Here is a 26,955-nt window from a genome sequence, read left to right on the forward strand (position 1 = left end):
CGACAAACGGCATGATCGGTGACCAGTAGCTGACGAGACATTGACCTGCAGGCATCCGCGACCGCGTCATCGTGGATCAGGGTGGTATGCCCGCTGCGCCTGATTGACAGGTTAGCGATTAAAAGACTCTCGCAGAATTCCAAGCATGATGGCCGCCATTGGCCCGCGTCAAGAAGGGCGGTTCCCCCAATTTTTACGCCTGAAGAAGGCGAAAAAATCGGCTCCCCCACCCCCGCTGCGCGGCGGGCCGCGGGCGGCCCGTTCCTGACCCGGGCCAAGCTCGGCCATCCCGGAGGAGACCTCTTCAATTCCTTTGACAGGAGGCTCACATGAACGCTCTTACCAAGACCCTCGAAATCCCGGCTTTCGACCCCATCAGCTACGACGCAGCAGTGCGCGCCGCGACGATCCGGGCCCAGCACAGCTTCTTCGACCAGCATGTCATTGAGGACGAGTTCGGCTGCTTTCTCGCCATCGACGAAGGCGACTACAACGCCCTGCCCCAGGACCTGATCGACCGGATCGTCCATTCCGTCGCAGGCATGATGGCCGACGACTTTGATGAAGCGAACATCGCCCGCGCCGCAAGCTTCATGAGCGTGGTGATGGATCCCGAATGGGACGCGGATTGCCCGTTCTGAAATGATCATCGACCGCAGCGCCGGAGGGCACCGACGAGGGGCTCTCCGGCCCCCCTTTTTGCAAGTCCAGATAAAGCGCAGCCAGGGCATCGAACCCCGGCTGCGCTGGCCTCTGCCGAGGCCGGTTTCAGCTTGCCCGAAGGCGCTTCTCGGCTTCGTCCAGACCGAGCTTTCCGAGAGCGGCGAAGAATGCTTCGACCCTCTCGAACGGCGCCTTGCCGAGAACTGACTTGTGCATCAGTTCGACGCTTGCCGCCCGCTCGCTTGTCCGCAGTTTCGCCTCGCGCGCTTCCAGCGCTTGACGCTCCTTTGCGATTGCCTGTCTTTCGGCTTCGAGACTTCCTTTTCTGGCCATGGTTGTACCTCGTGGGTTGGTGCTGAAACCTCCCGCGCGCGAGGATCGGCATCTAGGCCCGCTTGGCAAGCCCCCTGCCCCTATCTGCCTCGGTTACCCCTGCGATTCCTGGGCAATGCCGCAGCGTCGGCATGCCGCTGACAGGCCGTGCAAGTCCCACCCGGATTCGGCTTAGATCCCCCAAAACCACGAGCCATCAAAGCTACAGGATCAAAGGGAAAGGGTGCAGACCGTACACGGCACTGCCGTCCCAGAACTGGCGGAAATGCGTGCGTTTACAGGTGATGCGATATGATGCGCTTTGTAATACAGTAAGGCGCAGGCGTCCGAACCCCCCGAATATCCGGGATTCTAGCGGTATTACAATGTAATACATGGCTCCCCGGCCATGCCTTTGCTTGCCAAGGTTTGGAGGATCGCCTAAAACAGGCGTCGCGCAATCCCCGCCGGGCCCTTTTCGAAGGGTTTGGCGATGACAGAAACAGTTCTGATTACGGTCCGACTTCCGCAAGCCTTGGCCGATGCCGCGCAGGCTGCGGCGAGCGCAAAACAGGTCTCCCGTTCCAACCTGCTGCGAATCGCCTTGCAGCATTTCCTCGGCACCATTTCGGGAACCTCGGAACAGGACCGGCGTCGGCAGTTCTCGTCCGAATATCTGTTCCTCGTTGCCGACCTCATTGTCCAGCGCCAGTACCCCGACGTTCATACCGCGCTGATCACCGAAGCCGAGGCGCGGATGGAGGCGGTCTGTGCCGTGTCCTGACACTTGGTCGGACCAGGCGCGGCCGGGCAAACTCCAGCACCATTCGGCGCGCGGAAGCATGCCGCGCAACGCCGGTGATTTCACCCGCGGATCGCAGCTCATCACCCACGAATTCATGATGTGGTTCGCCTCGGCGAAGATGCCGCTGCTGGTGTGGTTTTTTACCTTCCTCGTGGCGCTTTCGATCGTCCTCGCGCTGCTGCTTCACGAGCACGAAGTGCAGATGATCCTGATGCGGATCTACGCCGCAGGATGGAGCTTCATGGAGTTCAATCCGCGCAAGATCCTCAACCTGACGCTGCCCTCGGGCGAAGTAATCCCGGCGCCCGTTTCGATGGTCGCTAGCCATCCCGATGTCGTGATCGCGTGGAACAAGCTGATGCGCGCGATTTGGGGTTCGCTGTTCATCTCGCTGTTCGTCGCCGTGCCGATCGCGGTGTGGTTCATCGACTTCTCGAAACGGCGGGGCAAGTCGATCCTCGAAGAGCGACACCAGCGCGGTGCCATGCTGGTTGATGGCGCCCAGTTGGCCGAAGTCATCAACGCCCACAACCGCGATATGCTCGGGCTGGAAGTCGCCCAGCGGTTGCCTGGCCGAACGCTCCAGGATGTCCTCGCGATGCCGCTTATCGAGCGCAAGACTGCAGGCATCCATCATGCCTACTCGATGGCCGACGTGCCGTTCCCGTGGCGGACCGAGCAGGCCCACACGATCATGATCGGCTCGACCGGAACCGGCAAGACGACCCAGATGCGCGCCCTCATCGCGCAGATGCGTGTGCGGCGTGACCGGGCGGTCGTGTTCGACTTGACCGGGGCCTACGTCGAGGCGTTCTATAACCCCGAAACCGACACCATCCTCAACCCGATGGACGAGCGCTGTCCGAGTTGGTCGGTGTTCGCCGAAGCCAAAAATCACGCCGACTTCACCGGGATCGCCGCTGCCCTGCTTCCCGCTGACGGCGGCGGCGCAGAACCCTTCTGGATGCTGGCGGCGCGCACGCTGTTCGTCGAGACCTGTATCAAGCTCATCAAGCTCGGCGAGGCCACCAATCAGGCACTCGCCAGCAAGCTGATGATGGCCGACCTCAAGGAGGTCCACAAACTCCTCGAACATACCGTCGCCGACCCGCTGACCGCGCCCGAGGCGGCCAAGATGGCGGAATCGATCCGCGCCGTCTTCAACACCAATGCCCAGGCCCTGCGTTTCCTGCCCGAAGGCAAGGAGCCGTTCTCAATCTCCGACTGGATCCGAGCGGAGAACAAGCCGGGTTCGATCCTGTTCATCACCTCCTCGCACAACGAACTGGTGCTGAACCGGGCGCTGCTCTCGCTCTGGATGAACCTCGCTGTCCACACCCTGATGCGCCTGCCGCGCACCCGAGACCTTCGCACATGGTTCTTCTTCGACGAGGTCCACGCGCTGCACCGCTTGCCCGCTATCGAGGACGGCTTGCAAACCGCCCGCGGCTTTGGCGGGGCCTTCGTGCTCGGCATCCATTCTTTCGCCAAGCTGGCCGAGACCTATGGCAAGGAAGGAGCGCAGAACCTCGCCTCGCTCGCGCGAACCAAGCTCGTCCTGGCGGCCGCCGATCGTGACACCGCCGAGCACTGCTCGGACTACATCGGTCACCGCGAAGTGCGGATGATGGATGAGGCATACAGCTACGGCTATTCCAACATCCGCGACGCCGCGACAATCACTCCGCGCTCGGAAGTGCAGCCGCTCGTCCTGCCCGATGACATCATGAAGCTGCCTTCGCTCAGGGGCTTTCTCGTGTTCCCCGAAGGCTTCGATGCCGCCCGGATCAAGCTCACCTACAAGGACTATCCCAAGGTGGCCGAAGGCTATGTTCTGCGCCAGCATGTTGAGCCCATCGAATTCAGGCGCGAACCGCAGGTTGATGACGGCGATGAGGCGGGCGGCCGCGAAACCAAGGACGATCTCGAACTGGCTCGGGACACCGAGCCCGATGAGGCTTTGAGGCACGCCCGTGCGATCACGCCGAAGCAGGAAGAACTGAACTTCCCGGCGTCACCGCCGATTGGTCCCAGCGATCTCCCGGTGTCGAGTTTGGGGCGTTCGATGATTGTCAGCCAGCAGATCGCTGGCGGTCCGTCCCAGCCCCATGCCCGCGATCCCGACGCGGGACCGAAGTCGGTCCTGCAATCGACAAAGACTGCGACCCAGCGCCAGTCGCAAGCCGCCCGTGAGCTGGGCGAAGCGGTCGATGAACGGGGCCGTGATGGCCGTACGCGCGAGGGCGACAAGGAAGCCGAGCTGGATAGTCCCATCCCCGATGACGGACCGGAGATGTAGCCCATGCATTCCATCGCATCCGTCCGGTCGTCGAGCGGCGCAGCCGACTATTTCGCGAGCGACAATTACTATACGCCTGAGGAAAACGCGGAAGCTGGGGTCTGGGGCGGAGAGGGTGCGCGCGCACTCGGACTTGAGGGTCAGGTCGAGCGGGATCAGTTCGAGAGCATCCTCAATGGGCGCCTGCCCGATGGTGAGATGGTCGGACAGGTCGAAGGGCGACGCCTGGGTCTCGATCTCACCTTTTCGATGCCCAAGTCAGCCTCGATCCTGGCGCTCGTGAGCGGCGACAGGCGCATCCTCGATGCGCATCTTGCTGCCGTCAAATCGACCATGTCGCAGCTTGTCGAGAAACAGTTCGCTGAGAGCCGCAACTACGAGCGCAGCCGCAGCGGCGAACCCCAGAAGACCGGCAATCTCGTCTATGCCCTGTTCGCCCATGATACGAGCCGCGCGCTTGATCCGCAGGGGCACATCCATGCCGTGGTCGCCAACCTGACCCGCGACCCCAAGGGGACGTGGAAGGCGCTCTGGAATGGCGAGATCTGGAAGAACAACACCACTATCGGCCAGTTCTACCATGCCGCCTTTCGCGCCCAATTGCAGAAGCTCGGCTACGAGACCGAGGCTGCTGGCAAGCACGGTTCGTTCGAGATCAAGGGCGTCCCCGCCGAAGTCATCAAGGCATTCTCGACCCGGGCCAACGAAATCGAAGCCAAGATTGCCGAAACCGGCGCCACCAGCCTTGCGACCAAGAAGCAGATCACGCTTTACACCCGCGATCCGAAACTGGCGCCCGAGGATCGCGGCGTGTTAGTCGAAGGCTGGCAGCAGCGCGCCGCCGCCCTTCAGTTCGATGGCAAGGATCTGGTGGCCGAAGCCAAGGTACGGGCTGAAGTACAGGCCCGGCCCACGTTCCGCGAAACGGCCACAGCCGCATTCGGCGAAGTTGCCACCCGCATCAACGCGGCGCTGCGCACCCCAAGCCCGCTTGCGGTGAGCGGGGCGGCAGCCCTTTTCATGCCTGCCGAAACGATCAAGGCCCAGCACGCGACAGCATCCGCCATTCGCCATTTGTCGGAGCGCGAAGCGGCGTTCTCGCCCCAAGCGATCCTCAGCGCTGCCTTGGGCTTCCAGATCAAGGGTCTCGAGGGCAGAGCGGTAGTGGAGCGGATCGGCGAACTCGTTCGCGAAGGCCATTTGATTCCCGGCAAGTCGGAGCGGCTCGACGGTCACTTCGACCTCGTGACCACGCCGGCGGCATTGGCGATGGAACAGAAGATCCTCGACACGATCGACCGGGGGCACGGCGAGGGCCGGGTATTCATGCCACCCGAGACGGCGATGGCCCGGCTGCAAGAGGCGGCGCGTGATCTTGGGCAATCTCGCGCCGGCGTCGACACCTGGCAGCTCAACGAAGGCCAGTTGGCCGCGGGCGTAGCTATCCTCTCCGGAGGCGACAGATTCGTCAACGTCCAGGGCGTCGCAGGTGCGGGCAAATCCACCCTGCTCGGTGCACTGGACAAGGTGCTGGACGCAGAAGGGGTCAAGCTCGTCGGCCTTGCCTTCCAGAACAAGATGGTTGCCGACCTGCGCGGCGTGGGCGGCCAGGGCATGTCGGCCAACCAGATGCGCGAGGCGGGGATCGAAGCCTATACGATCGCCCGGTTTCTCAGCACCTATGCTTCGGCTGCGGCAGCCGGTTCGGGCGAACGGTTCGAGGCGGCCAAGGCGGCCTTAGCCAATACCGTCATCATCACCGACGAGAGCTCCATGGTCTCCTCGCGTGATATGCTACGCCTGACCACGCTCGCCGAACAACTTGGCGTCGCCAAGGCGCCGTTCATGGGCGACCGTCAGCAGTTGTCGGCGATCGAGCAAGGCAAGATGTTCGCGGTCTCGCAGGCTTCAGGCCAGGCGACTGTGCGGATGGACGAGAACATCCGGCAGAAGAACTCCCCGCTGCTTCTTGCTGTCGCCGGGCTCTCGAACGAGGGCCATGCCGGTCTCGCGCTCGAACTCCTCGCCGCGCACGGACGCGTGATCGAGGCCGGACCCGACCATGTAGCCCGCGCCGCCGAGCTGTGGTTGTCGCTAATCCCTGAGAAGCGCGAGGCGACCGCGATCTTTACCGCCGGGCGCGACGACCGCGCCGAGATCAACGCGCGGGTCCAGTCGGGGCTGCTCAAGGAAGGCACCCTCACCGGCGCCGGCGTTGCGCTTACGACGCTCCAAAGCGCGAACGCGACGCGCGAAGAGCTACGCTTTGCCTCGACCTACCGGGTCGGCCAGGTGCTCGAGGCGCGGATGGATGTGCGCGAGATTGGCCTCAGGCGCGGCGAGTATCAGGTCAGCGAGGTGCGCAAGGACGGCAAGGTCGTGCTAGAGCGCGATGGCAAGCGAAAGATCATCGATCCGGGCCGCATCGACCCCGACCACCGCTTCGACCGGCTCGGGCTCTACGAGCAGAGGCAGATCAGGATCCACGACGGCGAGACCGTGTTCTGGCGCGACAAGGACGCAGGCCGCGACATTGCCAAATCGACCTATGCCACGGTGCTCGAGGCACGCGCCGAAGGTATCCGTGTCGAACTCGCCGACAAGCGGCAACTGGTCCTCGCGCCCGGCGACCCGATGCTGCGCCGCCTTGACCTCGGTTATGCGCTCAATGCCCATATGGCGCAGGGGATGACCAAGCCGGAAGCGATCGAGGTGATCTCGTCCGCGCAGCGCAATCTCGCGACCCAGCGGACCCAGAACGTCCTCAATACGCGCGCGACCGACGACATGGTGGTCGTGACCAACAACCTCGATTCCCTCAAGCAGCAGCTTGACCGCACCCCCGGCAACAAGACGTCCGCGCTTGAAGTGACCGGCAAGGTCGAGGTCGAGCCGCGCCATGCCAATCCGATCGATAGTCGGCAGGTGCCAGAACTGAGAATGAGCCCGGAGCTCAAGGCCAAGCTCGATGCGGTACTGGGGCCTGCGCCCCAAGCGCCGGTGCGCCAGCTCCCCGTCCCTGAAAAATCGCTGGGGCTCGACCTGTGAGGGCGCGGTTCACCGTTTCGGTCGAAGCCGCAGCGCGCGTGTTCGACCGCGCGCATTCGACGCTGGTCTGGCTCGCGGTCCTCGTCGTCGTCCTGCCTGAGCCTTCGGTGCGGGGCCTGGCGATCGCGGCGATGGTCGCGGTGGCCCTGGCGGCGAGCGTCGTCGCCTGCCTTGCCAAGGGCGGCCCCCCTCACCTCCCAGCACCGCAATCTGGAGACTGATCATGGCCTATGAGCATGAAGAAATCGGCGACTTCGCCAGCGAGCGCGATGCGCAGGACTGGGCCGAACGCAACAACATCGATCCCACCGATCTCCACTTCCGCGCCCGCGGAAAGCGGGGTGTCACCCTGAGCGTGCGCCGGTCGGCGCTTGGGGATTCTTCGAAAGCCGATTTCTCGTTCGGTCGCCGAACCGGCTTTTTCTAAAACCATAGGAGTCTGAAGATGAAGCGATATCTCTGCCTGATAGGAGCCATGCTCGCCGCCGCGGCCACCCCTGCCCTGGCCTCGGAAGCGCGGCCCTCAGCGCCGACTGCCCCCGCTGCTGCCCAGCGAACTGCCGATCACCAGGCGATGTCCGAGCAGGTCCGGCAAGGTCTCGTCCAGTTGCGCGAGACGCTCGAGGCCCGCAAGCGCGAATCCAAGCAACGCGCGGCGGCCGCCCCGAATGAAGCCAACGGCCTATGCTCGGACTGCCCCGAGAAGGATGCCGAGGCCCATCACCATTCCGTCAGCGAAGAGCGCAAGGACGACTGCCCCGAGTGCACCGACCGCGCGATCTACGCCTGATGGGGTGCGGCGCGGTTCGGGCCACCTCCCACCGGATCGCGCCGCTTTCCCGGTCGCATTCCTTGCATTTCTACATCTGACACCCGGAGTGCACATTGATAGGAAGCTGTCGTTGGGATTTCCCCTCATCTCCTGTTAGAGACTTCCTTGCTTGGAATCGCTTCCGGCAATGCTCCCATCAACCGCGACCTAGTCTTGCCTATGAACCGCCCTGCCCGCCTTACAGCTAACACGATCATCGGAACGCTCGAGGCCGGCGCTCGAGGACCGATCCTTCGCGACGCGGACGGCGTAGCCTGGCGACTGCATTTTGGCGAAGAACCGGTGCCAGATCGCCTTGACGGAAAAGTGAGTGTGCGCGGCAAGATCGTTCAGCCCGACCGGATCGATGTCGAATTCTGGACGCCGCTGGCCGGTGAGTGATGAAATTGGGTTGGCAAAGTCTGGCCGTCCTCGCCAGCTTGTTGAACGCGAAGGGATAAGCCGGGTATTGCACTGTAGAGTGCGGTTAGATTGCTTTCACGCAGTCAAACGTCATCTCGATCCGGGCACCTACCTAACTCGCACCATTTTAGAGGCAATATTCGGCACATTTAACATGGTGAAATATTGACAGATTCCTGCGATTGAACAATCGTTTGCGTGATAATGGGCTTCGGGAGCGCCTAGATGCGAATGCAGCGACTGCTGATCGATCGAAGTACGCTCGACCTGATCGCTGCCGACGCCCAGGACTTCCTGAACGTGCTCAACGCATCCGGCCTTCACCAGGCTTCGGCAATGATGCTCGGCGTGTTGGAGCAGCTTCAATCCGACCGGGCGAACCTGCCGGAAGAGCGCGGAGGCGCCGCGCAATCCTCCCAGCCTAGCTGAGATTGCCCGCCGGCAGGCCGAACGGGATAACTCTGCCGTCCGCGCCAGCTTCGCGGGTCCCCTGCCCGTAGACCCTGCCGTCCAGTTCAAAGGTCGGCGCGAACCGGACGATCGTCGCTACATCGGCTGCCTCCACTCCCGCCAGGGCCTCGATCGCGCCGAGCACGCTCTCACGCGAGGAATAGATGTCTTCGCGCATCAATAGCCGCGCCATCGAGGCCGAGCGTTCGCAAATGGCAGCCGCAATCTTCTGGTGCATCCGGAATGACTGTTCGGCATCGTCGGCACGCTGCGACCAGGCAATCCGGCGATGAAGCGCGTTGGGAAGCACCATGCGCGCCATATCGGGCATCAGCGTAATGCGGGACATGCGCATCACTTCAATATGGAAGCGAAGGTTCTCGAGCACCACGCGTTCAAGCGCGTCGGGATCGCCCGGCGCTCGTTCGCGGGCCTCCAATGTCAGCGCGTCCAGCAGCGATATTTCAGCGGCGGTTGCGCGTTCTGCCGCTCGGTATGCGGCGAGTCCCTCGAAATTGGCGCGCATCTCGAAGAGATCCTCGATCTCTTCACGGCCCCAGATCCGCACCGCAAATTCGCTCGGCTTCTGGCGGGTGAGGTAGCCTTCATGGGCGAGAGCATTAAGCACTTCAGCCACTGCGGCCGGGCGGCAGGCATAGACTTCGGCCACGTCCGCTTTGGAAATAACCTGCCCGGGCAAATAGCGCGCGGACAGGACCCCGAACCTGATTTCGAGGAACATGAGTTCAGAAAGAGACTGCGCTCTGGTCAACCGACCTCCCTTGTGGGCGGGTTCTTGCCCGCCACATCATTGCAGGCAACCTAGCACAAGATCGATTTGATTTCCGAATCCGCGTGGTTCGGATTATCCGGATTGCGTTGTCAGGGAGCAATTTGAGGCATCGGTGGCGAAATCAAAGTTGCCAATCCTGCGAACGATTGCCTGCCCGGCGCAGGTTGTCTTCGCTTTGCTTCGAGAGCCGCGAAAGCGGCAGCGCTATGACAATCCCTGCGAACTGCCCGGCTTTCAAGATCTTACTGAAGGCGATGCTCCGCGCTTCGCGCAAGAGCTCATCGATCTCGGCCTTGTTGGCCGCGATCACGGCCGCTTCACAATCGTCGACTGGACCATCGAGCGCATCGTCGAGCATCTAGCGCTTGCCGGATCTATCCAGGCCTTGGCTGCGGCTCAGGTGGCTGCACTGCAGGGCAAGGTCGATTTTGCTTACCTCGAAGACATCAATACGGCGCTCAAATCCTACGACACCCAGGCGGATAATCTGCTGCAAGGCGCCTTTCTCGATTACCAATGGCATCTCGAACTTGTCCGCCTCAGCGGCAACCGGGTGGCCCTTGCCACTTATGCCAAGGCGATCCCGGCTGCGGTCTGGATTGCCGGAGCCAACTACTTCCAGCTCGACGAGGCGCGAAGCTCGCTGATCGAGCATGACCGCCTGGTCGCCTACATGAAGGCCGGGGATACCCTACGTGCCAGGGACGCCGTGTCGTTTCATGTCGAGGAAGCAGCGGCGCAGATCAGCCGCGCCGGGGTGGCGAGGATCGAGAGTTATCCCGTAGACACTAGCACGGGAGCCCGGCTTGGACAGAATTGACCGACGTTGCAGATGAGGCGGCAGCGTTGACCAAAGCCAGTCGACCGAACCCGTAATGTGGGCGTATGGCTATGACGGAAGCCGCCATTCGTGCTGGCCGAAGCAGTCCATTTGCAACGCGCCCTACTTATGGTCGCCGAAGCCCCTTCAGAAATCCCCTAGAACCGACCGGTTTTAGCCACAGATTGCCGGGGTTTACGGCAACATTACTGACGCGGACTTGAGCCGTTGAACTGCCCTCCAAACCGCTCTTTATCTGGAATCAGATCGGCGATGGAGAATTGATCCAGATGCCGGGCGAATGACTCCACAGCGCCTGTTAAGACATGCCGCAAACCGCAATTTGGGGTTACGACGCAGGTGTTGGTTGCAGCGTCAAAACACTCAACGAACGTCCCTGTATCTTCCATGGTCCGGACAATGGCGCCAACATTCAATTTGGCAGGCGGGAGCGAAAGCTTGAGGCCGCCGCTGCGCCCCCGCACGCTTTCGACAAAACCTTCGGCAGTTAGCCGCTGTGCCACCTTCATCAGGTGGTTCTTCGAAATGCCATAGGCGCGGGCAATGTCGGCGATGGAATGATGGCCATCCTTCACCGCCAAAAACATGAGGGTGCGCAGGGCATAATCAGTCTGAAGCGAGAGTCTCATAAAAGATGCATATCATATATTGCATTTAATCGCCAACCGTCTAAACGATGCATATGAAATGCATCTTAAATGAGTCGAGGCTATGAACCCGTCAGATCATGTGGCGCAGGCACGGGCACGCAAGATGGCCGATGCATTGGCCTTGGGGATCGACGTCGCATTCATCTCACATCTCGTCGAGCGATTTTATGAGGCCATTCGGGCCGATGAGATGCTCGGTCCGATTTTTGGCGCAAAGGTCAGCGACTGGCCAAGTCATCTGGCGAGGATGAAGGATTTCTGGGCCTCGATCATGCTGGAATCGGGTCGTTTCAGCGGCAATCCCATGCGCAAACATATGGCTATCGGTGGGCTTGATGCAGCGCATTTTGCCCGGTGGCAGTCTTTGTGGGACGTGACACTCACCCAGATTGCGCCAAACGAGCAAGTGGCGAACCGGTTTCGCGACGCGGCGCGGCGAATTGGCGAAAGCCTGCTGACCGGCATCCAGATCGAGCGCGGTGGTCTCGCCGCAATTTCCGCCAAGGCGGCTGCCTGATGTCGATGCCTTATGCCGCATCCCCCATTTTCGACGAGCAGACCCTGCCCGATGCGCTGCGCAATGATCATCGCACCAAGACCGGTACGTGGGGACTACTGCGCGTCTTGGAAGGCGAAGTCCGGCTGATCTTCACCGAGCCGCATACGGAACACCTTGTCACGCCTGATACGCCCGCCATCATCCCACCACAGGCGACGCATTATGTTGTGCCCGTGGGGGCCATGCGCATGCAGGTTGAGTTCTGGGGCGAACGGCCCGATCTGAGCAAAGGACCGGTCAATGGATGACCTTGTTCTGGCGCGCGCTATCCATGTGATCGCGGTGTTGTTCTGGATCGGCGGCGTTGGATTTGTCACCTGGGTTGTCATGCCCGCGCTGCGGGCCAGCGAACGCCCCGCAGACCGACTTGCCCGGTTTCACCAGATCGAGGGCCATTTTGCATGGCAGGCGCGCATATGGGTCGCGTTGGCCGGTGCGAGCGGGCTGTGGCTGATCTACCGCGCCGATATGTGGAGCCGGTTTGCCGATCTTCGCTTCTGGTGGATGCATCTGATGGTGGCGCTGTGGGCCGTGTTCGCACTGATGCTATTCGTGCTGGAGCCCATGGTATTGCACCGCCGCATGGCAAGCTCAACCACACCAGAAGCTGATTTCGCGCGCATGATGCGATTGCATCAGGTGTTGAGCCTTTTGGGCGTTGTGGCCGTGTTTGGCGCGGTTGGCGGCAGTCACGGACTTTTCTGAACTTCGGGGGAACGACCATGGAAAGCTATGGAACGACATTCAGCATTAAACGGCTTTGGACGATCCTGGTCGTCGGCATGGTCGCCATGTTCGGCATCCTGCTGCTCTTTGGTCAGCAAATCTATCAGCAAGCACCGCCCATTCCCGAGGCGGTAAAATCCGCGAGCGGCGAAACCCTGTTTACGCGCGCGGACATCGAGACCGGGCAGAATGTCTGGCAGTCGATCGGCGGCATGGAGCAAGGCTCGATCTGGGGCCATGGCAGCTATCTTGCACCTGACTGGAGCGCGGACTGGCTGCACCGTGAGGCATCGGCCTTGCTCGCCTTGCAGAGTTCGCAATCAATCGAAGGCGCTACTCCGGCCCAGAATGAAGCGATGCATAAGGCTGCGCTGCAAGAGGAAATGCGCACCAACAACTATGATCCGGCAACTGGTATCATCACTGTCAGTGACACCCGTGCTGCGGTGATAAAACAAGTGCAGACGCATTTCGTCAGCCTCTACGAAGGCAATGACACCGCCGCGCTGGCGCTGCGCAAAGCTTATGCCTTCCCGGTCTATGGACAGCTGTCGCCAGAAGAGGCGCGGCAGGTTTCGGCATTCTATTTCTGGTCGGCCTGGGGCGCGACAACCAACCGCCCCGGCGACACCATAACCTATACCAGCAATTGGCCGCACGAACCGCTGGTCGGCAATGTCCCGACAACAGGTACGTTGCTGTGGAGTCTGGCCTCGGTCATTCTGCTGCTGGCAGCAGCAGGCGCTCTGATCGCCTATTATGCCAAGCAGTTTGACCTCTGGCGCAGCGACATATTGCCCGAACAGGGCATGGCGGCTTCCGATGTACTGAGCGGGGCGGTCATCACCCCGTCGATGCGCGCAACGGCCAAATATTTCTGGGTGGTCTGCGCCCTGTTCGTCACACAGGTGCTGCTGGGCATCGTCACCGCTCATTACGCGGTTGAGGGACAGGGGCTCTATGGCCTGCCTTTCGCCGAATATCTGCCCTATACGATTACGCGCACGTGGCACACGCAGTTGGCTGTTCTGTGGATTGCCACCGCATGGCTCGCCACAGGACTCTATGTTGCGCCAATGCTGACCGGCCGCGATCCCAAATTTCAGCGGCTCGGGGTCAACTTCCTGTTCGTCAGCCTGCTGATCATCGTGACCGGCTCGTTTGCCGGGCAATGGGCGGCAGTCCACCGTTTCTTCCACAATCTGACGGCCAATTTCTGGTTCGGTCATCAAGGCTATGAATATGTCGATCTCGGCCGGTTCTGGCAGATCTACCTGCTGATCGGACTGCTCTTGTGGGTCGCATTGGTCGTGCGCGCGCTGTGGCCCGTGCTTCAGGAGAAGGGCAGCAAATCGCTGATCTATCTCGTACTGGTATCGGCGCTGGCCATTGGCCTGCTCTACGGTGCTGGGCTGATGTGGGGCCAGCATACCAACATCGCAGTCATGGAATATTGGCGCTGGTGGGTGGTGCACCTGTGGGTCGAGGGCATTTTCGAGGTCTTCGCGACCGCGATCATCTCGCTGCTGTTCGTTCGCATGGGCATATTGCGGACGTCTACCGCGACAGTGATGGTGCTGTTCGCCACAATCATCTTTCTGTTCGGCGGGGTGCTTGGCACTTTCCACCACCTGTATTTCAGCGGGACACCCACTTCGGTCATCGCGATCGGGGCGATGGCTTCGGCTCTCGAAGTTGTGCCGCTGCTGGTCGTCGGCTTTGAGGCCTATACGCGCCACAAGGTTGAGCATGAAGCCGAGTGGGAGCGGACCTATCACTGGCCGTTTATGTTCTTCTCGGCCGTCCTGTTCTGGAATCTGGTCGGTGCGGGGCTGTTCGGGTTCCTGATCAACCCGCCCATCGCGCTCTATTACATGCAGGGGCTGAACACGACTGCCAACCACGGCCATGCTGCGTTGTTCGGGGTCTATGGGATGCTCGGGCTGGGGCTCACGCTCTACTGCATGCGCGGGCTCACCGACGTTACGACGTGGAACCAGAAATCACTCAAGATCGCCTTCTGGTCACTCAACATCGGCATCGCGATGATGACGTTCCTGTCGCTGCTGCCGCAGGGTATCCTCCAAACCTATGCCAGTGTTGAACATGGCTATGCCTATGCGCGGTCGGCGGAATTCATCCATAGCCCGATCATGCAGGCGCTGGTGTGGGCGCGCGTGCCCGGTGATGTCGTCTTTAGTGTCGGTGTCTTCGCGTTCGCCTGGTTCATGTTCCGGGCGTTCGTGCCGGGCAATCGGCAACGCGGCACCTGACCGCACGATCCACTCGCTCCTCTTTTTTTACCCACAACACCCAAAGGAATAACTGTGCGCAAACCACTGAGTGCCGAAACCAAAGCCATCGTAAAATCGACCGCGCCTGCATTGCAGCAGCACGGTCTCGCCATCACGACGCGCATGTATGAGCGGCTGTTCACAGACCCCGACGTGAAGGCCATGTTCGACCAGGCCGCGCAAGAAAGCGGGGAACAGCCGAAGCGTCTGGCTGGCGCTATCCTCGCTTATGCGCAGAACATCGACAAGCTGGAAGCCTTGGCGGCACCTGTCATGCGCATGGCTGCTCGGCACGTGGCGACAGGTGTAAAGGCTGAACATTACCCGTTGGTGGCGGATGCCCTCTTGCCCGCAATCCGTGATGTTCTGGGCGAAGCTGCGACCGATGAGGTGCTTGGCGCATGGGGAGAGGCCTATTGGGCGCTTGCAGACATCCTCATCGGCAAAGAAGATATCCTGTATGCCGAGGTGGATAGCGCTGGACTGGCTGGAGCCCTTGAACCAGCCTGAATCCAATAAAGAGCGAATTTGATGGCATCGTGGACACTGCTCCGCGATCAGTGTGGAGTCGCTACTACAACATGTTTGTAGCGGTTCCGCCCGGACCCGGCGCGCGCGAGCGGTTGATTGCGGTTGCAGGGGCCATCATCGGCATTGTGACGACGGGACTGTTGTGCGGCGTGCTGGCTGGTAGCGGCGCTGCACACCCTTTGTTGCTGGCGCGCTTTCTGCATCCGCCAGGCGGCGCGGTCGCCTTGTCAGCCGTGCTCGGCGGGGCCGCCGGAAGCGCGCATCCGTTCATGTTCGCGCTTTAGCCGACCAGCGACACTGGCAGACGCGTGCGTCAGGTCGCGACGACCTATCGAACCTTCAGATTGACAAGCAAATCGACCAGTAGTCCGACTGCGGTAAAAGGTTCCGGCTCGTCACGCGCCGTGAGTCTTTCCGCAAGCGCTGCGGCTCGCTCCAAGGCGACCGACAGACGGGGGCTTGTTGTTGCAAAGGCATTGTCCGCGCCCTTTTCGTATCCGGGAAAGCTCTGACGCAATCGTGCAAGGACATCGTTGCGATCGATCGGTGCTTGGACGTTTTCGTAGTGAAGCAGTAGCCAAAGTTCGAAATTGGGAACGGAGGCGACAGCCCTGAACGGCACCTTCTGCCTATTGTCATTGCGCAGGGTGCCGTCGAGTTGCTCTGCGCGCGTGAGGGCGTCGTGATAGCTTGCGTGGCTGTCGCGATCGAAGACCGCATAGACTTGGTCGAAAGCGCGGGGAGAAATATGCCTGTGCCGGTCGCCCTCTTCGAAAAGTTGTCGCGCATACTCGACAACCTGGAGGGGCGCCGTGCCCAACGCACCCGGATAGATGCCGACATTTGCGGTGTGCAGTCGAAAGGCGCTGCGGATCTCCCCGAAATAGTTGGGCTCTGTCTTTGTCCCCTCTGTGACAATCAAAATCCGGTCGTAACTCGCGCGCCGACCCAGCTTGCGTTCGAGCTGTTTCCGCTGTCGTTCCTTCGGCGCATTGTCGCGGGCCATCAGTGCCTCGTCCCGAAGCTGTCTGCGATGAACGGCACGCCGCCATAACGGCCCATCAGATAGCCACGCTCGAGCGCTTCACCCTTGCGGGGACTGAATTCCGACAGGGCGACCAACGACGATGCCTGGTCGCGGTCTTTTTCGACCATCCAGATCTGGTCGCGCCGGAACAGCTCATGCGTATCAAGCAACGAGGTATCGTGCGTCGTGAAAATGAGCTGCGCGCCACGGGGATTGGCTTCCGGCGAATGGAAGAGGCGGACAAGTTCGCGCACCAGCAGCGTGTGGAGGCTGGTATCGAGTTCGTCGATGACCAGGACCTGTCCGTTCGCCAAAACGTCGAGCACCGGCCCACTTAGGAAGAGCAAATTCCGTGTTCCGTTGGACTCGTCCATCAGATCGAACACAGCTTCGCCATTTTCCGTCACATGCCGGAAGAGTAGCTTGTTCTCTTCGATTTCCTCGGCGCGCATCTCGGTCTTACCGGCGACCAGATCCACATGGACGGATTGCCCGGGCACCTTGTTCGTCACCACCTCGATGTCGGCGATGCTGATGTCGGCAGAAGTTAGGAAGTCGCAGATTTCTTTGCGGCCCTTTTGGTCCTTCAGCCGCTGCAGCGACACTTGCGGATTGAGTTGCGCTTGTTCGTTGAAGATGACGAGCTGGCGCGCGAACCAATCGAAGATCGGTCGCAGCGCCTCGCTATTGAGCTGTACCGCCATCGAGAGAAACAGCGCGTTGGGGCGCGTGGCGTTCTCCCACACATTCTTCGCGCCTTTCAGCCCGGCACCGAATTCGTAGACGTCCTTGCCGACTTTTGCATCGAACCGACGCTCGAACCATCGCTGCGGCTTAAACGCCTTATAGACGAGCAGATGTTCGGCGACGATGCGCTCGGCCGACATCGTGAAGCCATACTGGTGGCGCACGCCATCCAGAATGAAGGTTGCCTCGAACGATGTCGGCTCGTTGGCCGACGCCTTGTCGAGACGAAATGGCTGAACAGCAAAGGTCTGGCCAGGCTGAATCAGCGTCGCCGACTCGATGACGACGCCGCGCATATATTGCAACGCCTTGATGAGATTGGATTTTCCGCTGGCGTTGGCGCCATAAATCGCTGCGCTCCGCAGCAGAAAGGGCACCGCAGAGACGCCGGTGACGATGGTATGCGTATCAGCAAGGCTCTTGTCTTTCGAGGCGACAAGGCTAAAAATTTGCTCGTCGCGCAGAGAGCGGAAATTGGAGACGCGAAACTCCACGAGCATATGATTCCTCCAGCCATCTTGCTAATATCGTCATTATTCGCATAAATTCCGCAAAAATGCAAGATATTTGTCGAAGGGCGTGGACCGCTTCGGTCAAGGCGCCGCCGCCGCGTTCAATGACAAAGCCGCTGTCCAATCGATCAGTCGCGGTTGGCTACCACATCGCCCACTGCCGATCGTTTCAGGTGAGCGGGTGCGAAGCGGAGCCTAGCTCGTCTAACAAGACCGTTGGAGCCGCGCGCTAAACGTCGGCTCTCGGCATAAGCCGACATTTAGCGACGCCGGTGCGAACGGCGGCTTCGTCCCACTTCCTGTCATTCGCGACGCTCGGCAGGAGAAAGAATTTATGGCACATTTCGACGGACTCAATTTACGAAGCGCGCCGCTCGTTGATTGAGCATGACCGCCTCAACGCCTGTATGAAGGCTGGCGATCCGCCGCGCAGGCACGGCGCGGATCGAGAGTTATCCGGGCACTTCGACCTAAGATTTCAGCGCATCGGCGCTGCGAGGGGAGAGGGTGCGGGCTTAACACGGAGGGGCTCGACCTGTTCCTGGCACATGATTGAAAATTCAGTCCGATTGGGGTAATCATGGCCGGGGCGAGGAGACCCTCGATGGACCATGATCGTTACGGACTGGATGGAATGCCGATTTATCCTCGGCGTGGTCACTTCGATCATGTGACGGGGTATCGCTTACCGACATACCGCGGAAAATCCGGCCGCTTGGGCCGAGGGGCCACCGCGATGCTAGTCATTATGATGATCATTGTGGGTATAGGATTGGCTGCTGCCTCCAACCTGTTCGGATAAAGCTTAGGATGATCGTCTAGCGACATGCAGATGGTCGCGTTCCGGTTTGTCGGGGAATCGCTCGAACTGGACAGCATAGCCCTCGCCCAGACGGTCGCGAACCTGCGTTGCCCAGCGCTCGCCCTGTTCATCCGAGATGTTGTTGCCTCTGAAGTCGAGCGCGCGGTCGGCGTAGTGCGCGGATCCGGCCATGTGCTGGGTGCTGTCGTTGCCCGAGGTGACAACCGGCGCCGGCAGACCAAGTGCGCGCGCCTCGTCCGCGACTACACCCAATGCAGGCACCAACCCGCCATCCATCCGCCCGAGCCGAGCGCCAGGTTTGACCGTCATGCCAAGATCGCGCGCATAAGTCGCCCCATCGACGGGGCCTTCGGGGATGGCGAGCAAGGTTCCTCCCTCAAGCGGTGACGGCACGAGCCTATCGGCGCGCGCAACAGGCGGAAGTGCTGGCGCTTGCGGCATGCCAAGACTGGCGTTGGTGCCCAGCGAACCTGAGCCAGAGATGTTGGAGACGTCAGTCAGCTCGTTGATCCGGTGCGCCCTTAGATCGCCCATCAGGTCATCCATGATGTAGGTGATGGCCTGGTCACGGCGGGTGAGGTCGCGATAGTCGAGCCGGGGGTTCGAGATGTCCGGCAGGTGCCATTCGGGATGATCACGCTGCAGCGTCTCGTAGCGGTCCTGGATGAGGTTCGACATGTCGCTCGAGATCTGGAAGCCATGACTTTCGGCATAACTTGCCTCAGACATCATCCTGCTGCCGATCTCGCGATAGCGGGCGGCGGCGGCACGGCGTTCCTCGGCCTCGCCAACCCGCCAATCACTGCCATCGGTGCTGGTCCGGGAATGACTGTGATCGCCGTATTCCGAGCTTTGGCTATAGGTTCCTGACGACTGGATATCGCCGCTCGAGCCGCTGACGACAACACGATCGCTTGTCTCTTCCGACTTGTCTGTGCCGCGTGTGGTCTGATTGGTTGCAGAGCGTTCGGAGCCGGCACTGGCACTATCGCCACTTTCGCGCCTTCCGCTGAGTCCTGCAGAAAGTGAGGCTGACAGGCCACTACCTGCTTCTGACTCCATGGGTGTGCCGACGGTGCCAGTTCCAGTCAACGACAGGCTCGAACCAAAGGTTCGCCTGCTGAAGTCACTGGACGACCGGTTGTTGCCTTCCCGCAGGATTAGATCGTTGTTGGTGACCTCGCGCGTCGAGTTGCCTTTGGCCCCTTCGACCACCACATTGCCGCCGACATTGTGGGTGTCGGAAGAGCGTGAGCCGCTTTCGCGCCTCGCGCCGGAAACGTCGCTGGTTGCGGTAACAGCGCTGCCGAACTGGCCCTTCGAGCTGGTCCAGCTGGTAGATGTGCCATTCTCGATCTTGTCGGCTTCGCTGAGGTACCATTGCCCCTGCGACCTGAGGTCTGTCGCATAGCCGCGGGTCATGGTCGGCTTGAATGGTAGCTGCGACATCGCGGCATTGGCATCGATGACCGAATGGCCCGAACCGTATTCGTTGAACATGCGCCCGTCCGCCTCGCGGAAACCCGAATGCCCGGCACCTGACAGAAGGTTCGGCGCCGTGTTCCACTGTGACATCTGGCGGCTTTCGGCGTTGAGATTGCCGTAGCTGACATCGCCGTAAGCGTAATTGCCGGTGGTTCGCTCGAGAGCCGCGGCGTCCGATCCGGCTTGGACCGGGGCGAGCATCGAACCCAAGTTGTTCGCCACCGACATCGTCCCGCGCATGACCATCAGCGCCAGGACCGGCACCGACATCATCAGGAACCCCGCCATGGTGGCGACGTCCTGGTTCACCGCGTCAATCCCCGCCCAGTTGGCAAGGCTCACGCTTCCCGCCGAAACCGCATTGGTCTGGCTCGCCAAGCGATCCATGATGAAAGAGTGAATGAGGACGTAGATCGGTCCCCAGGCCGAGAGATAGAAGAAGCCCGAGAAGTAGCCCTTCAATGTCGCGATGCCGCTGCGCGGGAACAGCAACAGCGGGAAGACGATCGGAAAGAGCGCGTAGAAAACGACGGTGAGCACCACGCCGAGCACGGGAATCCATGTCAGGCCCTGCTCGGCCGCGGTCGTCATTGCGTTGCGCGTCTGGGTGTCCGCGCGTTGCAGCGCGAAGGAGTCGGCGTCGGCATTGCCGAAATCGAGCTGTGCGGCTTCGAAGGCATCGACCATGCTCTTCTGCTTGAAGAACTGGTTGCGGGTCATCGCCGTGCCGGTGAGCAGCTGCGAAACGACCGGCATGTCGGCGGCAAGCTTCGCGCCAGCGGCCGCTTCGGTGAGCTTGGGATACATCGAGTGCGCGAACGGCAGCGCATAGGCGTTGATCTGCGCATCCCACTGGTTGTTGATCAGCGTCCAGGCCTGAGCGCAGGTCTTGCCCTCGATATCGACCGTGCCCGCACCTGTATCAGTCAGATACTTCATGCCGCGGTTGGTCGCGGCATTTACCCCGAGTTCAGCCCAGAGATCGGGCGCTTCGCTCAGGAGCTTGAGGCTCTTGGTCCCCAGCAGAATGTCGTAATAGGCGCACTGCTTGAGGTAGCCGTCGAGATTGGCCTTGAAGACGGGATCGCGGATCTCGAAACCGCGCACCTTGTCCCACATCCGCGCACCATAGACGAAGCCCCCGTTCGAGTAGCCCAGCGCAGCAGGCATGACGAAAACCGTCTCGGCGGTGCGGGTGAGGTAATCGCTGACCTGGCTGGTGAATGAGGCCATCGCGGCGAGCCCGATCGGCACGTTGGCGACAGTGGCGGGCGCAAGGCCCGGATTGACGCGGTCGGTGACCTTTACTGTCACGGTCGGGACCATCAGCACGAGGTAGATCAGCGTCGACTGGACGAACCAGCGAAACCATGCCCGCCAGTCGAGGTCCATGGCGGTGATGAGGAGCGCGTAGATCAGCCCCATCACCATGCAGACGCGGATCAACGACTTGAACCCGCCCGATCCTGTCCAGGCGGCGATCGCGTTGAAGGTGTTGACGAGGTAGTCGCCGCCCCCGACCGTGAAAACCTCGAGCATGGCCGAGGCGCTCCTACTGGACCTGGCTGCCGAGCGTTCGCGAGAAGCGAAGCGCGGCCGACATTTGGGGAGAAAGCTGGGTGCGGAGGGTCTTTTCCAGCATCTGGGTGCGCTGGATGAGCGCGAAAGTCTGGTCGAAGCGCTGCGAGGTGCGCGCCGCGATCCCGAGGAAATTGCGCCGGGTCTCGTAAAGCCCTTCGCGCCATTCGCGCAGGGAATCCGCGTCGGCGCCGTTGAAGTCCGAGCGCGCGTTAACGGCCATGTCTATGAACCGCATGGTCATGGTGGTGACGAGATCGACCGCGACGATTTCGGAGAGGTCGTTGATCTCCTGGGCTGATATGCCAAACTCGGCCGCCGCGCTCACGGTGATAATCTTGTAGACCGGCACGCTCGCCATGCCCAGAAGCTGGATCTCTGCCGGGGTCAGCGAGGCGCCCGGATCACGCACTTTCAAGGCCATGCTCTCGATGAGCGTGCGCACCCGCGCCTTGATCGCAGCGTTAGGCCCGATAACCATGTCGGTTTCGCTGGGCGCCATGCACTTGGTCGTATCGCTGCCGCAGTTCCAGTATTTGTGCGGGACTTGCGAGGTGCCATCGAGCATGGCGCTGATCAGTGCGGGATCGGCGGGGCCGATGAACTGGACCCGCGGCTTACCGCCGTTGCCGGCAGGATCGTAGATCACGGTGCCGACCAACGTCATCAGAAACTCGCGGAACTGTGTGTCGAACCCGCCGTACTTCTTGCCCAGCGCCTCCCAGGTGTAATTGTTGGGCATCCCGGCCTGTTCCTTCATGTCCGGGTCGGAATTGGCGCCCTTCAGGGCTTCGCGCTGGCCGCCATTGTTGCATTGCTGGCGCGCGCGGGCCCAGTCGGAGACTGCGCCCTGGCTGTTGGCGATCGCCTCGCAGATGACCGAACTGGCCGTATCGCTCGTGGGCCAGAGCCCACCGACCAAAGCCTGTGCGGTCTAGCAAGAGGAGATGTTCATCTGGTTCATCTGCTGAACCTTCTGGGCCAGTTCATCCATGACCTTGCCGATCTCGGGCGAGATTGTGTCGATCGCGAGCTTGAAGGCGAACCCGAGCGCGTTGTTCGCCGTGGCCTTGAGCATCGCGACAAGCTCGGCTGTATTGATGAACGAGAAGGACCCCGCGAACAGGTCGATGCCCCCGCACCCGGCCCGCGCATGCGGCAACTGGATGCTGAAGGGCTGGATGTTCTTCTGGGGAAAGCGCGACCACACCGAACCCATCGAATAGTAACCGGCCGACTGGCCCTGGTAGGCGCTGGGGCCGGTGACGTTGGCCTGGACTCCCATATCGGACATGAAGCTTTGCATTTCGCCTTCGACCCCGGCTGAGGCAGGGCTGGGCGAGGCGAGCAGCACGGCGCCGCCGAGCACGGCGCCAAGTGCGCGCCGCGAGACCTGGTGGAGGTGGACCGTGATTTGGCGCGCGCGCATCAGTAGTCGCTCCCAGGCTTGACCTGCGTCAGCTGGAAGACGCGGTCCATGATTTCATCCTGGCTGAGGATCCCGTAACCGATGGGCATCGGCTGCTTGGTGACGGAATCGAACAGGACCAGTGCGGGCACCTGACGGTCGGTGCCGAGCCCGAGCTTCTCGTATTGACCGCTGTCGACCATGTATCCGGGGAAGGTCGCCGAGGGCCCGCCGTCGGTCGAGACCGCGAGCACCGAGAGGCCGTATTTGTCCGAAACCGCTTTGAGGATCGGCGAGAAGATATCGCAGGCCCCGCAGCTCGAGGCGAAGAAGTAGAACACCCCGTAGCGCTGCGAGAGACTGGCCATGACGCGGTCGCGGTCGGACTTGCGCTCATCGATCCACGCGCGCTTGCCGAGCGTCGAGACCGGGCGTTGTAGTGTGTAGTCGAGGCCCGGATCTTGCCACAGAGCGCGCTGCCAGACGTCCGCAAACATGGAGGATCGGTCGAGCTGCTCGCGCTGGTAGCGGACATAGGCGGTGACGTTCTCCGGGCTCGGCTCGAGGATCGCGCGCGCCTTGAGTTCCTCGAGCTGGGTTCCGATCGCGGCGAGGCGCTCGCGTGCGGGCGGCTGCGAGGGTGCAGCCTTGCGCGGTTCTTGCTTGGGCTTTTCGCAGTAGAACCACGTGCCGAGCTTGCGCTCCTTGCAGTAGAGCGCGTCCTCGGACTGCTGGACCTCAACACCGTCACCGTTCGACGCGCGTAGCGGGGCGGCTCCGGCAAGGGCCAGGCCGGAAGCAGCAAGCAGGGCAATGCATTGGCGGTGGTTCATGATCCGCTCCTCTCGAATTCCTTGATCAGTGACATGAAGACAGCGACATCGAGCAGCCGGCGGCCGCCATCGAGCATGCGCACGAGCGCGCTGTAGAAGCCGCAGAGCGCTTCGGTTCCGGCTTCACTCAGCGTGTAAGTCCCGGCCTCCAGGCGCGCCCAACCTCTTGCTGCAATGGCCTTGAGCTGGCCGTTCAGCATGCGGCAGGGCTCTGTTGCAAAGATTGGCGGCAGTCAGAGGTAGGCTGTCGCTCTGCGCCGATCAGGCGGCTGCTGCGAAATGGTGGTTGAGCATGCCCATGGCCTCCGTCAGCGCCGAGGGCCCAATGCCAAAAGCTCTCTCCACAAGGCGCACCTCGCCCCTGATGCCGGGCTGCAGGCACCAGGGGCGAGCCTGTCCTTTGCGCAGGGCTCGCATGACTTCGAATCCCTTGATCGTGGCATAGGCCGTGGGGATCGATTTGAAACCGCGCACCGGCTTGATCAGTATCTTGAGCTTTCCGTGATCGGCCTCGATCACGTTATTGAGATACTTCACCTGCCGGTGGGCCGTCTCCCGGTCCAGCTTTCCTTCGCGCTTCAATTCGGTGATCGCTGCACCATAGCTCGGCGCTTTGTCGGTATTGAGCGTGGCAGGCTTTTCCCAGTGCTTCAGGCCTCGCAGGGCCTTGCCCAGGAACCGCTTCGCTGCCTTGGCGCTGCGGGTCGGCGACAGGTAGAAATCGATCGTGTCGCCCCGCTTGTCGACTGCCCGGTACAGGTAGGTCCACTTGCCCCGCACCTTGACGTAGGTTTCATCCAGGCGCCAGCTCGGATCAAAGCCACGCCGCCAGAACCAGCGCAGCCGCTTCTCCATCTCCGGGGCGTAGCACTGGACCCAGCGATAGATCGTCGTATGGTCGACCGAAATGCCGCGTTCCGCCAGCATTTCCTCAAGGTCGCGATAGCTGATCGGATAGCGACAATACCAGCGCACCGCCCACAGGATCACATCACCCTGGAAATGGCGCCACTTGAAATCCGTCATCGTTCCGTCCGTCCAATCTCCGCCAAGCATGCTCAAGCTTCACGATTTTTGCAACAGAGCCTGCGAAAGCATGGTCGCCCCCTCTGTCAGGTCGCGTCTTGAGGGCTGTGATAGTTCGGCAACCTGTCGCGCCGACGGGCCTCGAAGACGATGGATGTTTCGATACGGGTGACGCCGGGCCGGCTCGTAAATTGATCGAGCGCCACGTCTTTCAAATGGAGCGTGTCGCGGACGGCGACATGCACGACCAGGTCGTAGCGTCCCGTGACTAGGTAAGCCGATCGCACTTCCGGGATCTCGGTGACATCCCGAAGGAAATCGTCGACCGTCTGACGCTTGTGCTTGGTCAGCCCGATCATGAGCAACGCCTCGAGACCGATGCCAAAAACCTTTGGATCGGCTTCCGCGTGCAGACCCTTCAGCGCGCCAGTCTCCCACAACCGGCGAATGCGTTGATGTGCGGAGGATGGGGCTAGGCCAACTTCCGCAGCGATCGCTTTGACCGTCGTGCGCGCGTCTTCCTGCAGAATGCCCAGAATGGCGAAATCTATTCGGTCAAGTTCGATGATATGCCTCAAATGCCATAATTCGTTCGTTTGAACGACAGATGAAGCGCCTCTATACGTCAACAGAAGGAAAACTACATAGGAAAATCGCCATGTCGCCGCTTGCCATGAACCGGTTGGAAACACTCTCCGACGTGCAGGTGGAGCAGTTTCGCGAGGAGGGTTTCCTCGCAGTTGAGAACGTCTTGCCTATGACGGCGGTCGAACAACTCCGCTCCCGCTTTGAACCGCTCTTCGCCGGAGACTTTGATACGGGCGTTTACCCGGACGAGTGGTACTGGCGAGAGGAACTGAGCAAACCTGACGTGACGCGGCACATGGCGAATGCCTGGAAAGCTGATCTCACGATCGCCGCGCTCAGCCTGTCTCAAGACCTTGGCAAAGCCGCCTGCCGTCTCACCGGGTGGCCAAGCGCAAAGCTCGGACAGGACACGATCTGGTGGAAGCCGCCCGGTGGGAAGCCGATCGCGTATCACCAAGACACGTCATTCATGGACTTCCTTGATCCCCAAGAGACGATCACCTTCTGGTTCGCCCTCGACGATGTGACCCGCCAAACCGGAACCCTCGAATACGCTCGCGGGTCACACAAATGGCCTTGCACGCCGATGCCTTCCAGCTTCCATGCGGCAGGGGATTATCGCGGCCAACTTCGCGCTGCCGCCCACGCCGCGAACGCACCGATGCCAGACATATACTATGCCGAGGTTCCGGCGGGGTCCGTCGTCATCCACGCCGGTGAAACCTGGCATGGGTCCGGACCTAACGGCTCCACCGGCCAAATGCGCCGGTCGATCGGGGTTCATCTCGTTTCCGGCCAAGCTCGATTTTCTGATCGGCGCGGAGGTTACATCTACCGGCGCTATCAGATCACCGGCGACGCCGGCCTCAACGAGAGCTTCTTCCCGATGCTGTGGTCCGCCGCCGGCGCAAGAACAACCTGGCTGGACGACTACTGCACGTCGGGCACGCGCTAGACAGTCGAGGTCCGGGGCTGCCTCGTCGACATTTAACGGTAGCTGGCGCACCCGACACGATTCGAACGTGTGGCCTCCACCTTCGGAGGGTGGCGCTCTATCCAGCTGAGCTACGGGTGCAGTCCGCCGTCCCTACATGGATCGACGGTCGCCGGTCAACGCAAACCAGTGTGGGCCGATGCCAGTTCACCGCATTTCCGGCGGCTTGTCTCTGCGACATCCGAAGCGTAGCAAACTGCTTCCGTGGTGCTTCCGTGAGGATAAATCCGACCTTCGCGCCCACCGCTCGTTACAGGCTAAGTGCCTGAAAATTCGCCTAAAACATTCCATGCAGATGGGCGGAAAAGGGCTTGACGTCTGCCCTCCGAAGGCAGAGGTCACAGGTTCGAATCCTGTCGGGTGCGCCAGCTTTCCCAATATAACAAGCATTTGAAGTATAACCGCTTCTCGGCAGCGGTTATCCCGTCGATTGCGGCGTTTGGCTTCGCGGGACCTAGAGGAAGGTCAGAATCTGGTGAACGCACAGAATGATGAAGAGGATCGATGACAGCGCCAGCAAGAGGTTCGAGAGCCAGCCAGAGCGCCATTCGGGCGGCACGCCGGGTCGGTTGAGCAGCCACATCAGGGTGAGCGCGAGGAAGTGTAGCAGCAACGTTCAAATGTCACAGTCGCGCAAAGTAGAGATGTCTCACTTGGGCTACCGTGCCCTCCGGCTGTTCGGAGGTATTGAGCATGGCGGTGTTGCGTATGAGTACCGAGGAGCTTTCG

Annotated in this window: 28 protein-coding genes, 1 tRNA gene and 1 pseudogene; 17 read left to right on the forward strand and 13 right to left on the reverse strand. The window is 61.2% G+C overall.

What is annotated here, in order from left to right; translation table 11 throughout:
• Positions 1-329: 329 nt before the first annotated feature.
• Positions 330-641 carry a hypothetical protein gene (locus LDN95_RS20635; protein WP_226019434.1) on the forward strand — a complete coding sequence of 104 codons (312 nt, stop codon included), beginning with the start codon at positions 330-332 and terminating at the stop codon, positions 639-641.
• 127 nt (positions 642-768) lie between these two features.
• Here the strand turns inward: LDN95_RS20635 and LDN95_RS20640 are convergent, their stop codons facing one another.
• Positions 769-996: a hypothetical protein gene (locus tag LDN95_RS20640; protein WP_006949427.1), complete on the reverse strand. Its 228-nt coding sequence runs from the start codon at positions 994-996 to the stop codon at positions 769-771.
• A 514-nt stretch (positions 997-1,510) separates the two neighbouring features.
• Here LDN95_RS20640 and LDN95_RS20645 point away from each other — a divergent pair.
• The 8 genes from LDN95_RS20645 (at position 1,511) to LDN95_RS20680 (ending at position 8,790) form a co-directional block, all read left to right on the forward strand.
• Entirely contained in the window at positions 1,511-1,759 is a 249-nt protein-coding gene (locus LDN95_RS20645; protein ID WP_226019435.1) for a CopG family transcriptional regulator, read from the forward strand.
• Positions 1,746-4,079 (forward strand): type IV secretion system DNA-binding domain-containing protein, encoded by a 2,334-nt coding sequence (locus LDN95_RS20650; protein WP_226019436.1) that lies wholly within the window; start codon positions 1,746-1,748, stop codon positions 4,077-4,079. The genes LDN95_RS20645 and LDN95_RS20650 overlap by 14 nt, the downstream gene beginning before the upstream one ends.
• Before the next feature lie 3 nt (positions 4,080-4,082).
• Positions 4,083-7,127: a MobF family relaxase gene (gene mobF / locus LDN95_RS20655; RefSeq protein ID WP_226019437.1), complete on the forward strand. Its 3,045-nt coding sequence runs from the start codon at positions 4,083-4,085 to the stop codon at positions 7,125-7,127.
• Positions 7,124-7,348: a hypothetical protein gene (locus LDN95_RS20660; RefSeq protein WP_226019438.1), complete on the forward strand. Its 225-nt coding sequence runs from the start codon at positions 7,124-7,126 to the stop codon at positions 7,346-7,348. The genes mobF and LDN95_RS20660 overlap by 4 nt, the downstream gene beginning before the upstream one ends.
• A gap of 2 nt (positions 7,349-7,350) precedes the next feature.
• Complete coding sequence (locus LDN95_RS20665) at positions 7,351-7,554, forward strand: hypothetical protein (protein WP_226019439.1); 204 nt, start codon at positions 7,351-7,353, stop codon at positions 7,552-7,554.
• An 18-nt stretch (positions 7,555-7,572) separates the two neighbouring features.
• Positions 7,573-7,917 carry a hypothetical protein gene (locus tag LDN95_RS20670; protein WP_226019440.1) on the forward strand — a complete coding sequence of 115 codons (345 nt, stop codon included), beginning with the start codon at positions 7,573-7,575 and terminating at the stop codon, positions 7,915-7,917.
• Positions 7,918-8,118: 201 nt separating this feature from the next.
• Positions 8,119-8,340: a DUF5818 domain-containing protein gene (locus tag LDN95_RS20675; RefSeq protein WP_226019441.1), complete on the forward strand. Its 222-nt coding sequence runs from the start codon at positions 8,119-8,121 to the stop codon at positions 8,338-8,340.
• Between the two features lie 252 nt (positions 8,341-8,592).
• Complete coding sequence (locus tag LDN95_RS20680) at positions 8,593-8,790, forward strand: hypothetical protein (RefSeq protein ID WP_226019442.1); 198 nt, start codon at positions 8,593-8,595, stop codon at positions 8,788-8,790.
• Here LDN95_RS20680 and LDN95_RS20685 read toward each other — a convergent pair.
• Positions 8,783-9,553 carry a GntR family transcriptional regulator gene (locus tag LDN95_RS20685; protein WP_226019443.1) on the reverse strand — a complete coding sequence of 257 codons (771 nt, stop codon included), beginning with the start codon at positions 9,551-9,553 and terminating at the stop codon, positions 8,783-8,785. The genes LDN95_RS20680 and LDN95_RS20685 overlap by 8 nt on opposite strands.
• 163 nt (positions 9,554-9,716) lie before the next feature.
• Here LDN95_RS20685 and LDN95_RS20690 point away from each other — a divergent pair, with 163 nt between their 5' ends.
• A complete protein-coding gene (locus tag LDN95_RS20690; protein WP_226019444.1) occupies positions 9,717-10,424 on the forward strand; it encodes an FCD domain-containing protein in 708 nt (235 codons plus the stop codon).
• A gap of 206 nt (positions 10,425-10,630) precedes the next feature.
• Here LDN95_RS20690 and LDN95_RS20695 read toward each other — a convergent pair whose 3' ends face one another.
• Positions 10,631-11,074 (reverse strand): Rrf2 family transcriptional regulator, encoded by a 444-nt coding sequence (locus LDN95_RS20695; protein ID WP_026149956.1) that lies wholly within the window; start codon positions 11,072-11,074, stop codon positions 10,631-10,633.
• An 82-nt stretch (positions 11,075-11,156) separates the two neighbouring features.
• Here LDN95_RS20695 and LDN95_RS20700 point away from each other — a divergent pair, with 82 nt between their 5' ends.
• The 6 genes from LDN95_RS20700 to LDN95_RS20725 all read left to right on the forward strand — a co-directional run bounded on the left by LDN95_RS20700 (position 11,157) and on the right by LDN95_RS20725 (position 15,489).
• A complete protein-coding gene (locus tag LDN95_RS20700; protein WP_226019445.1) occupies positions 11,157-11,612 on the forward strand; it encodes a group III truncated hemoglobin in 456 nt (151 codons plus the stop codon).
• Positions 11,612-11,902 (forward strand): DUF1971 domain-containing protein, encoded by a 291-nt coding sequence (locus tag LDN95_RS20705; RefSeq protein WP_019054366.1) that lies wholly within the window; start codon positions 11,612-11,614, stop codon positions 11,900-11,902. Before LDN95_RS20700 ends, LDN95_RS20705 begins: the two co-directional genes overlap by 1 nt.
• Positions 11,895-12,359: a membrane protein gene (locus LDN95_RS20710; RefSeq protein ID WP_019054365.1), complete on the forward strand. Its 465-nt coding sequence runs from the start codon at positions 11,895-11,897 to the stop codon at positions 12,357-12,359. The genes LDN95_RS20705 and LDN95_RS20710 overlap by 8 nt, the downstream gene beginning before the upstream one ends.
• Before the next feature lie 17 nt (positions 12,360-12,376).
• Positions 12,377-14,653, forward strand: a complete 2,277-nt coding sequence (locus LDN95_RS20715; protein WP_019054364.1) for a nitric-oxide reductase large subunit — start codon at positions 12,377-12,379, stop codon at positions 14,651-14,653.
• A gap of 54 nt (positions 14,654-14,707) precedes the next feature.
• Positions 14,708-15,184, forward strand: coding sequence for a globin domain-containing protein (locus LDN95_RS20720; RefSeq protein WP_019054363.1), 477 nt, complete (start codon positions 14,708-14,710; stop codon positions 15,182-15,184).
• Between the two features lie 71 nt (positions 15,185-15,255).
• Positions 15,256-15,489, forward strand: coding sequence for a hypothetical protein (locus LDN95_RS20725; RefSeq protein ID WP_019054362.1), 234 nt, complete (start codon positions 15,256-15,258; stop codon positions 15,487-15,489).
• A 44-nt stretch (positions 15,490-15,533) separates the two neighbouring features.
• Here LDN95_RS20725 and LDN95_RS20730 read toward each other — a convergent pair whose 3' ends face one another.
• The 8 genes and pseudogenes from LDN95_RS20730 to LDN95_RS20765 form a co-directional block, all read right to left on the reverse strand.
• Complete coding sequence (locus tag LDN95_RS20730) at positions 15,534-16,211, reverse strand: RloB family protein (RefSeq protein ID WP_019054361.1); 678 nt, start codon at positions 16,209-16,211, stop codon at positions 15,534-15,536.
• Entirely contained in the window at positions 16,211-17,479 is a 1,269-nt protein-coding gene (locus tag LDN95_RS20735; protein WP_019054360.1) for an ATP/GTP-binding protein, read from the reverse strand. Before LDN95_RS20735 ends, LDN95_RS20730 begins: the two co-directional genes overlap by 1 nt.
• Before the next feature lie 817 nt (positions 17,480-18,296).
• Positions 18,297-21,338: a conjugal transfer protein TraG N-terminal domain-containing protein gene (locus tag LDN95_RS20740; RefSeq protein ID WP_226019446.1), complete on the reverse strand. Its 3,042-nt coding sequence runs from the start codon at positions 21,336-21,338 to the stop codon at positions 18,297-18,299.
• Positions 21,339-21,351: 13 nt separating this feature from the next.
• Positions 21,352-22,806: pseudogene (locus LDN95_RS20745) on the reverse strand (conjugal transfer protein TraH).
• Positions 22,806-23,618: a thioredoxin family protein gene (locus LDN95_RS20750; RefSeq protein WP_019053925.1), complete on the reverse strand. Its 813-nt coding sequence runs from the start codon at positions 23,616-23,618 to the stop codon at positions 22,806-22,808. The pseudogene LDN95_RS20745 and the gene LDN95_RS20750 overlap by 1 nt, the downstream one beginning before the upstream one ends.
• Positions 23,615-23,818 carry a hypothetical protein gene (locus LDN95_RS20755; protein ID WP_226019447.1) on the reverse strand — a complete coding sequence of 68 codons (204 nt, stop codon included), beginning with the start codon at positions 23,816-23,818 and terminating at the stop codon, positions 23,615-23,617. Before LDN95_RS20755 ends, LDN95_RS20750 begins: the two co-directional genes overlap by 4 nt.
• Positions 23,819-23,879: 61 nt before the next feature.
• Positions 23,880-24,644: an IS6-like element IS6100 family transposase gene (locus LDN95_RS20760; protein WP_001389365.1), complete on the reverse strand. Its 765-nt coding sequence runs from the start codon at positions 24,642-24,644 to the stop codon at positions 23,880-23,882.
• A gap of 86 nt (positions 24,645-24,730) precedes the next feature.
• Positions 24,731-25,222, reverse strand: a complete 492-nt coding sequence (locus LDN95_RS20765; protein ID WP_221885205.1) for an Lrp/AsnC family transcriptional regulator — start codon at positions 25,220-25,222, stop codon at positions 24,731-24,733.
• 29 nt (positions 25,223-25,251) lie between these two features.
• On the opposite strand from LDN95_RS20765, the gene LDN95_RS20770 reads away from it, so the two are divergent.
• Positions 25,252-26,187, forward strand: a complete 936-nt coding sequence (locus tag LDN95_RS20770) for a phytanoyl-CoA dioxygenase family protein (protein WP_226019448.1) — start codon at positions 25,252-25,254, stop codon at positions 26,185-26,187.
• Positions 26,188-26,230: 43 nt separating this feature from the next.
• On the opposite strand, the gene LDN95_RS20775 is transcribed toward LDN95_RS20770, so the two are convergent.
• Positions 26,231-26,307: transfer RNA gene (locus LDN95_RS20775), tRNA-Arg, on the reverse strand.
• A gap of 373 nt (positions 26,308-26,680) precedes the next feature.
• On the reverse strand, positions 26,681-26,809 hold the full coding sequence (locus tag LDN95_RS23220; RefSeq protein WP_255631050.1) for a hypothetical protein: 129 nt from the start codon (positions 26,807-26,809) through the stop codon (positions 26,681-26,683).
• Positions 26,810-26,955: the final 146 nt, after the last annotated feature.

Source organism: Novosphingobium sp. FKTRR1 (assembly GCF_020404405.1).
Lineage (GTDB): Bacteria > Pseudomonadota > Alphaproteobacteria > Sphingomonadales > Sphingomonadaceae > Novosphingobium.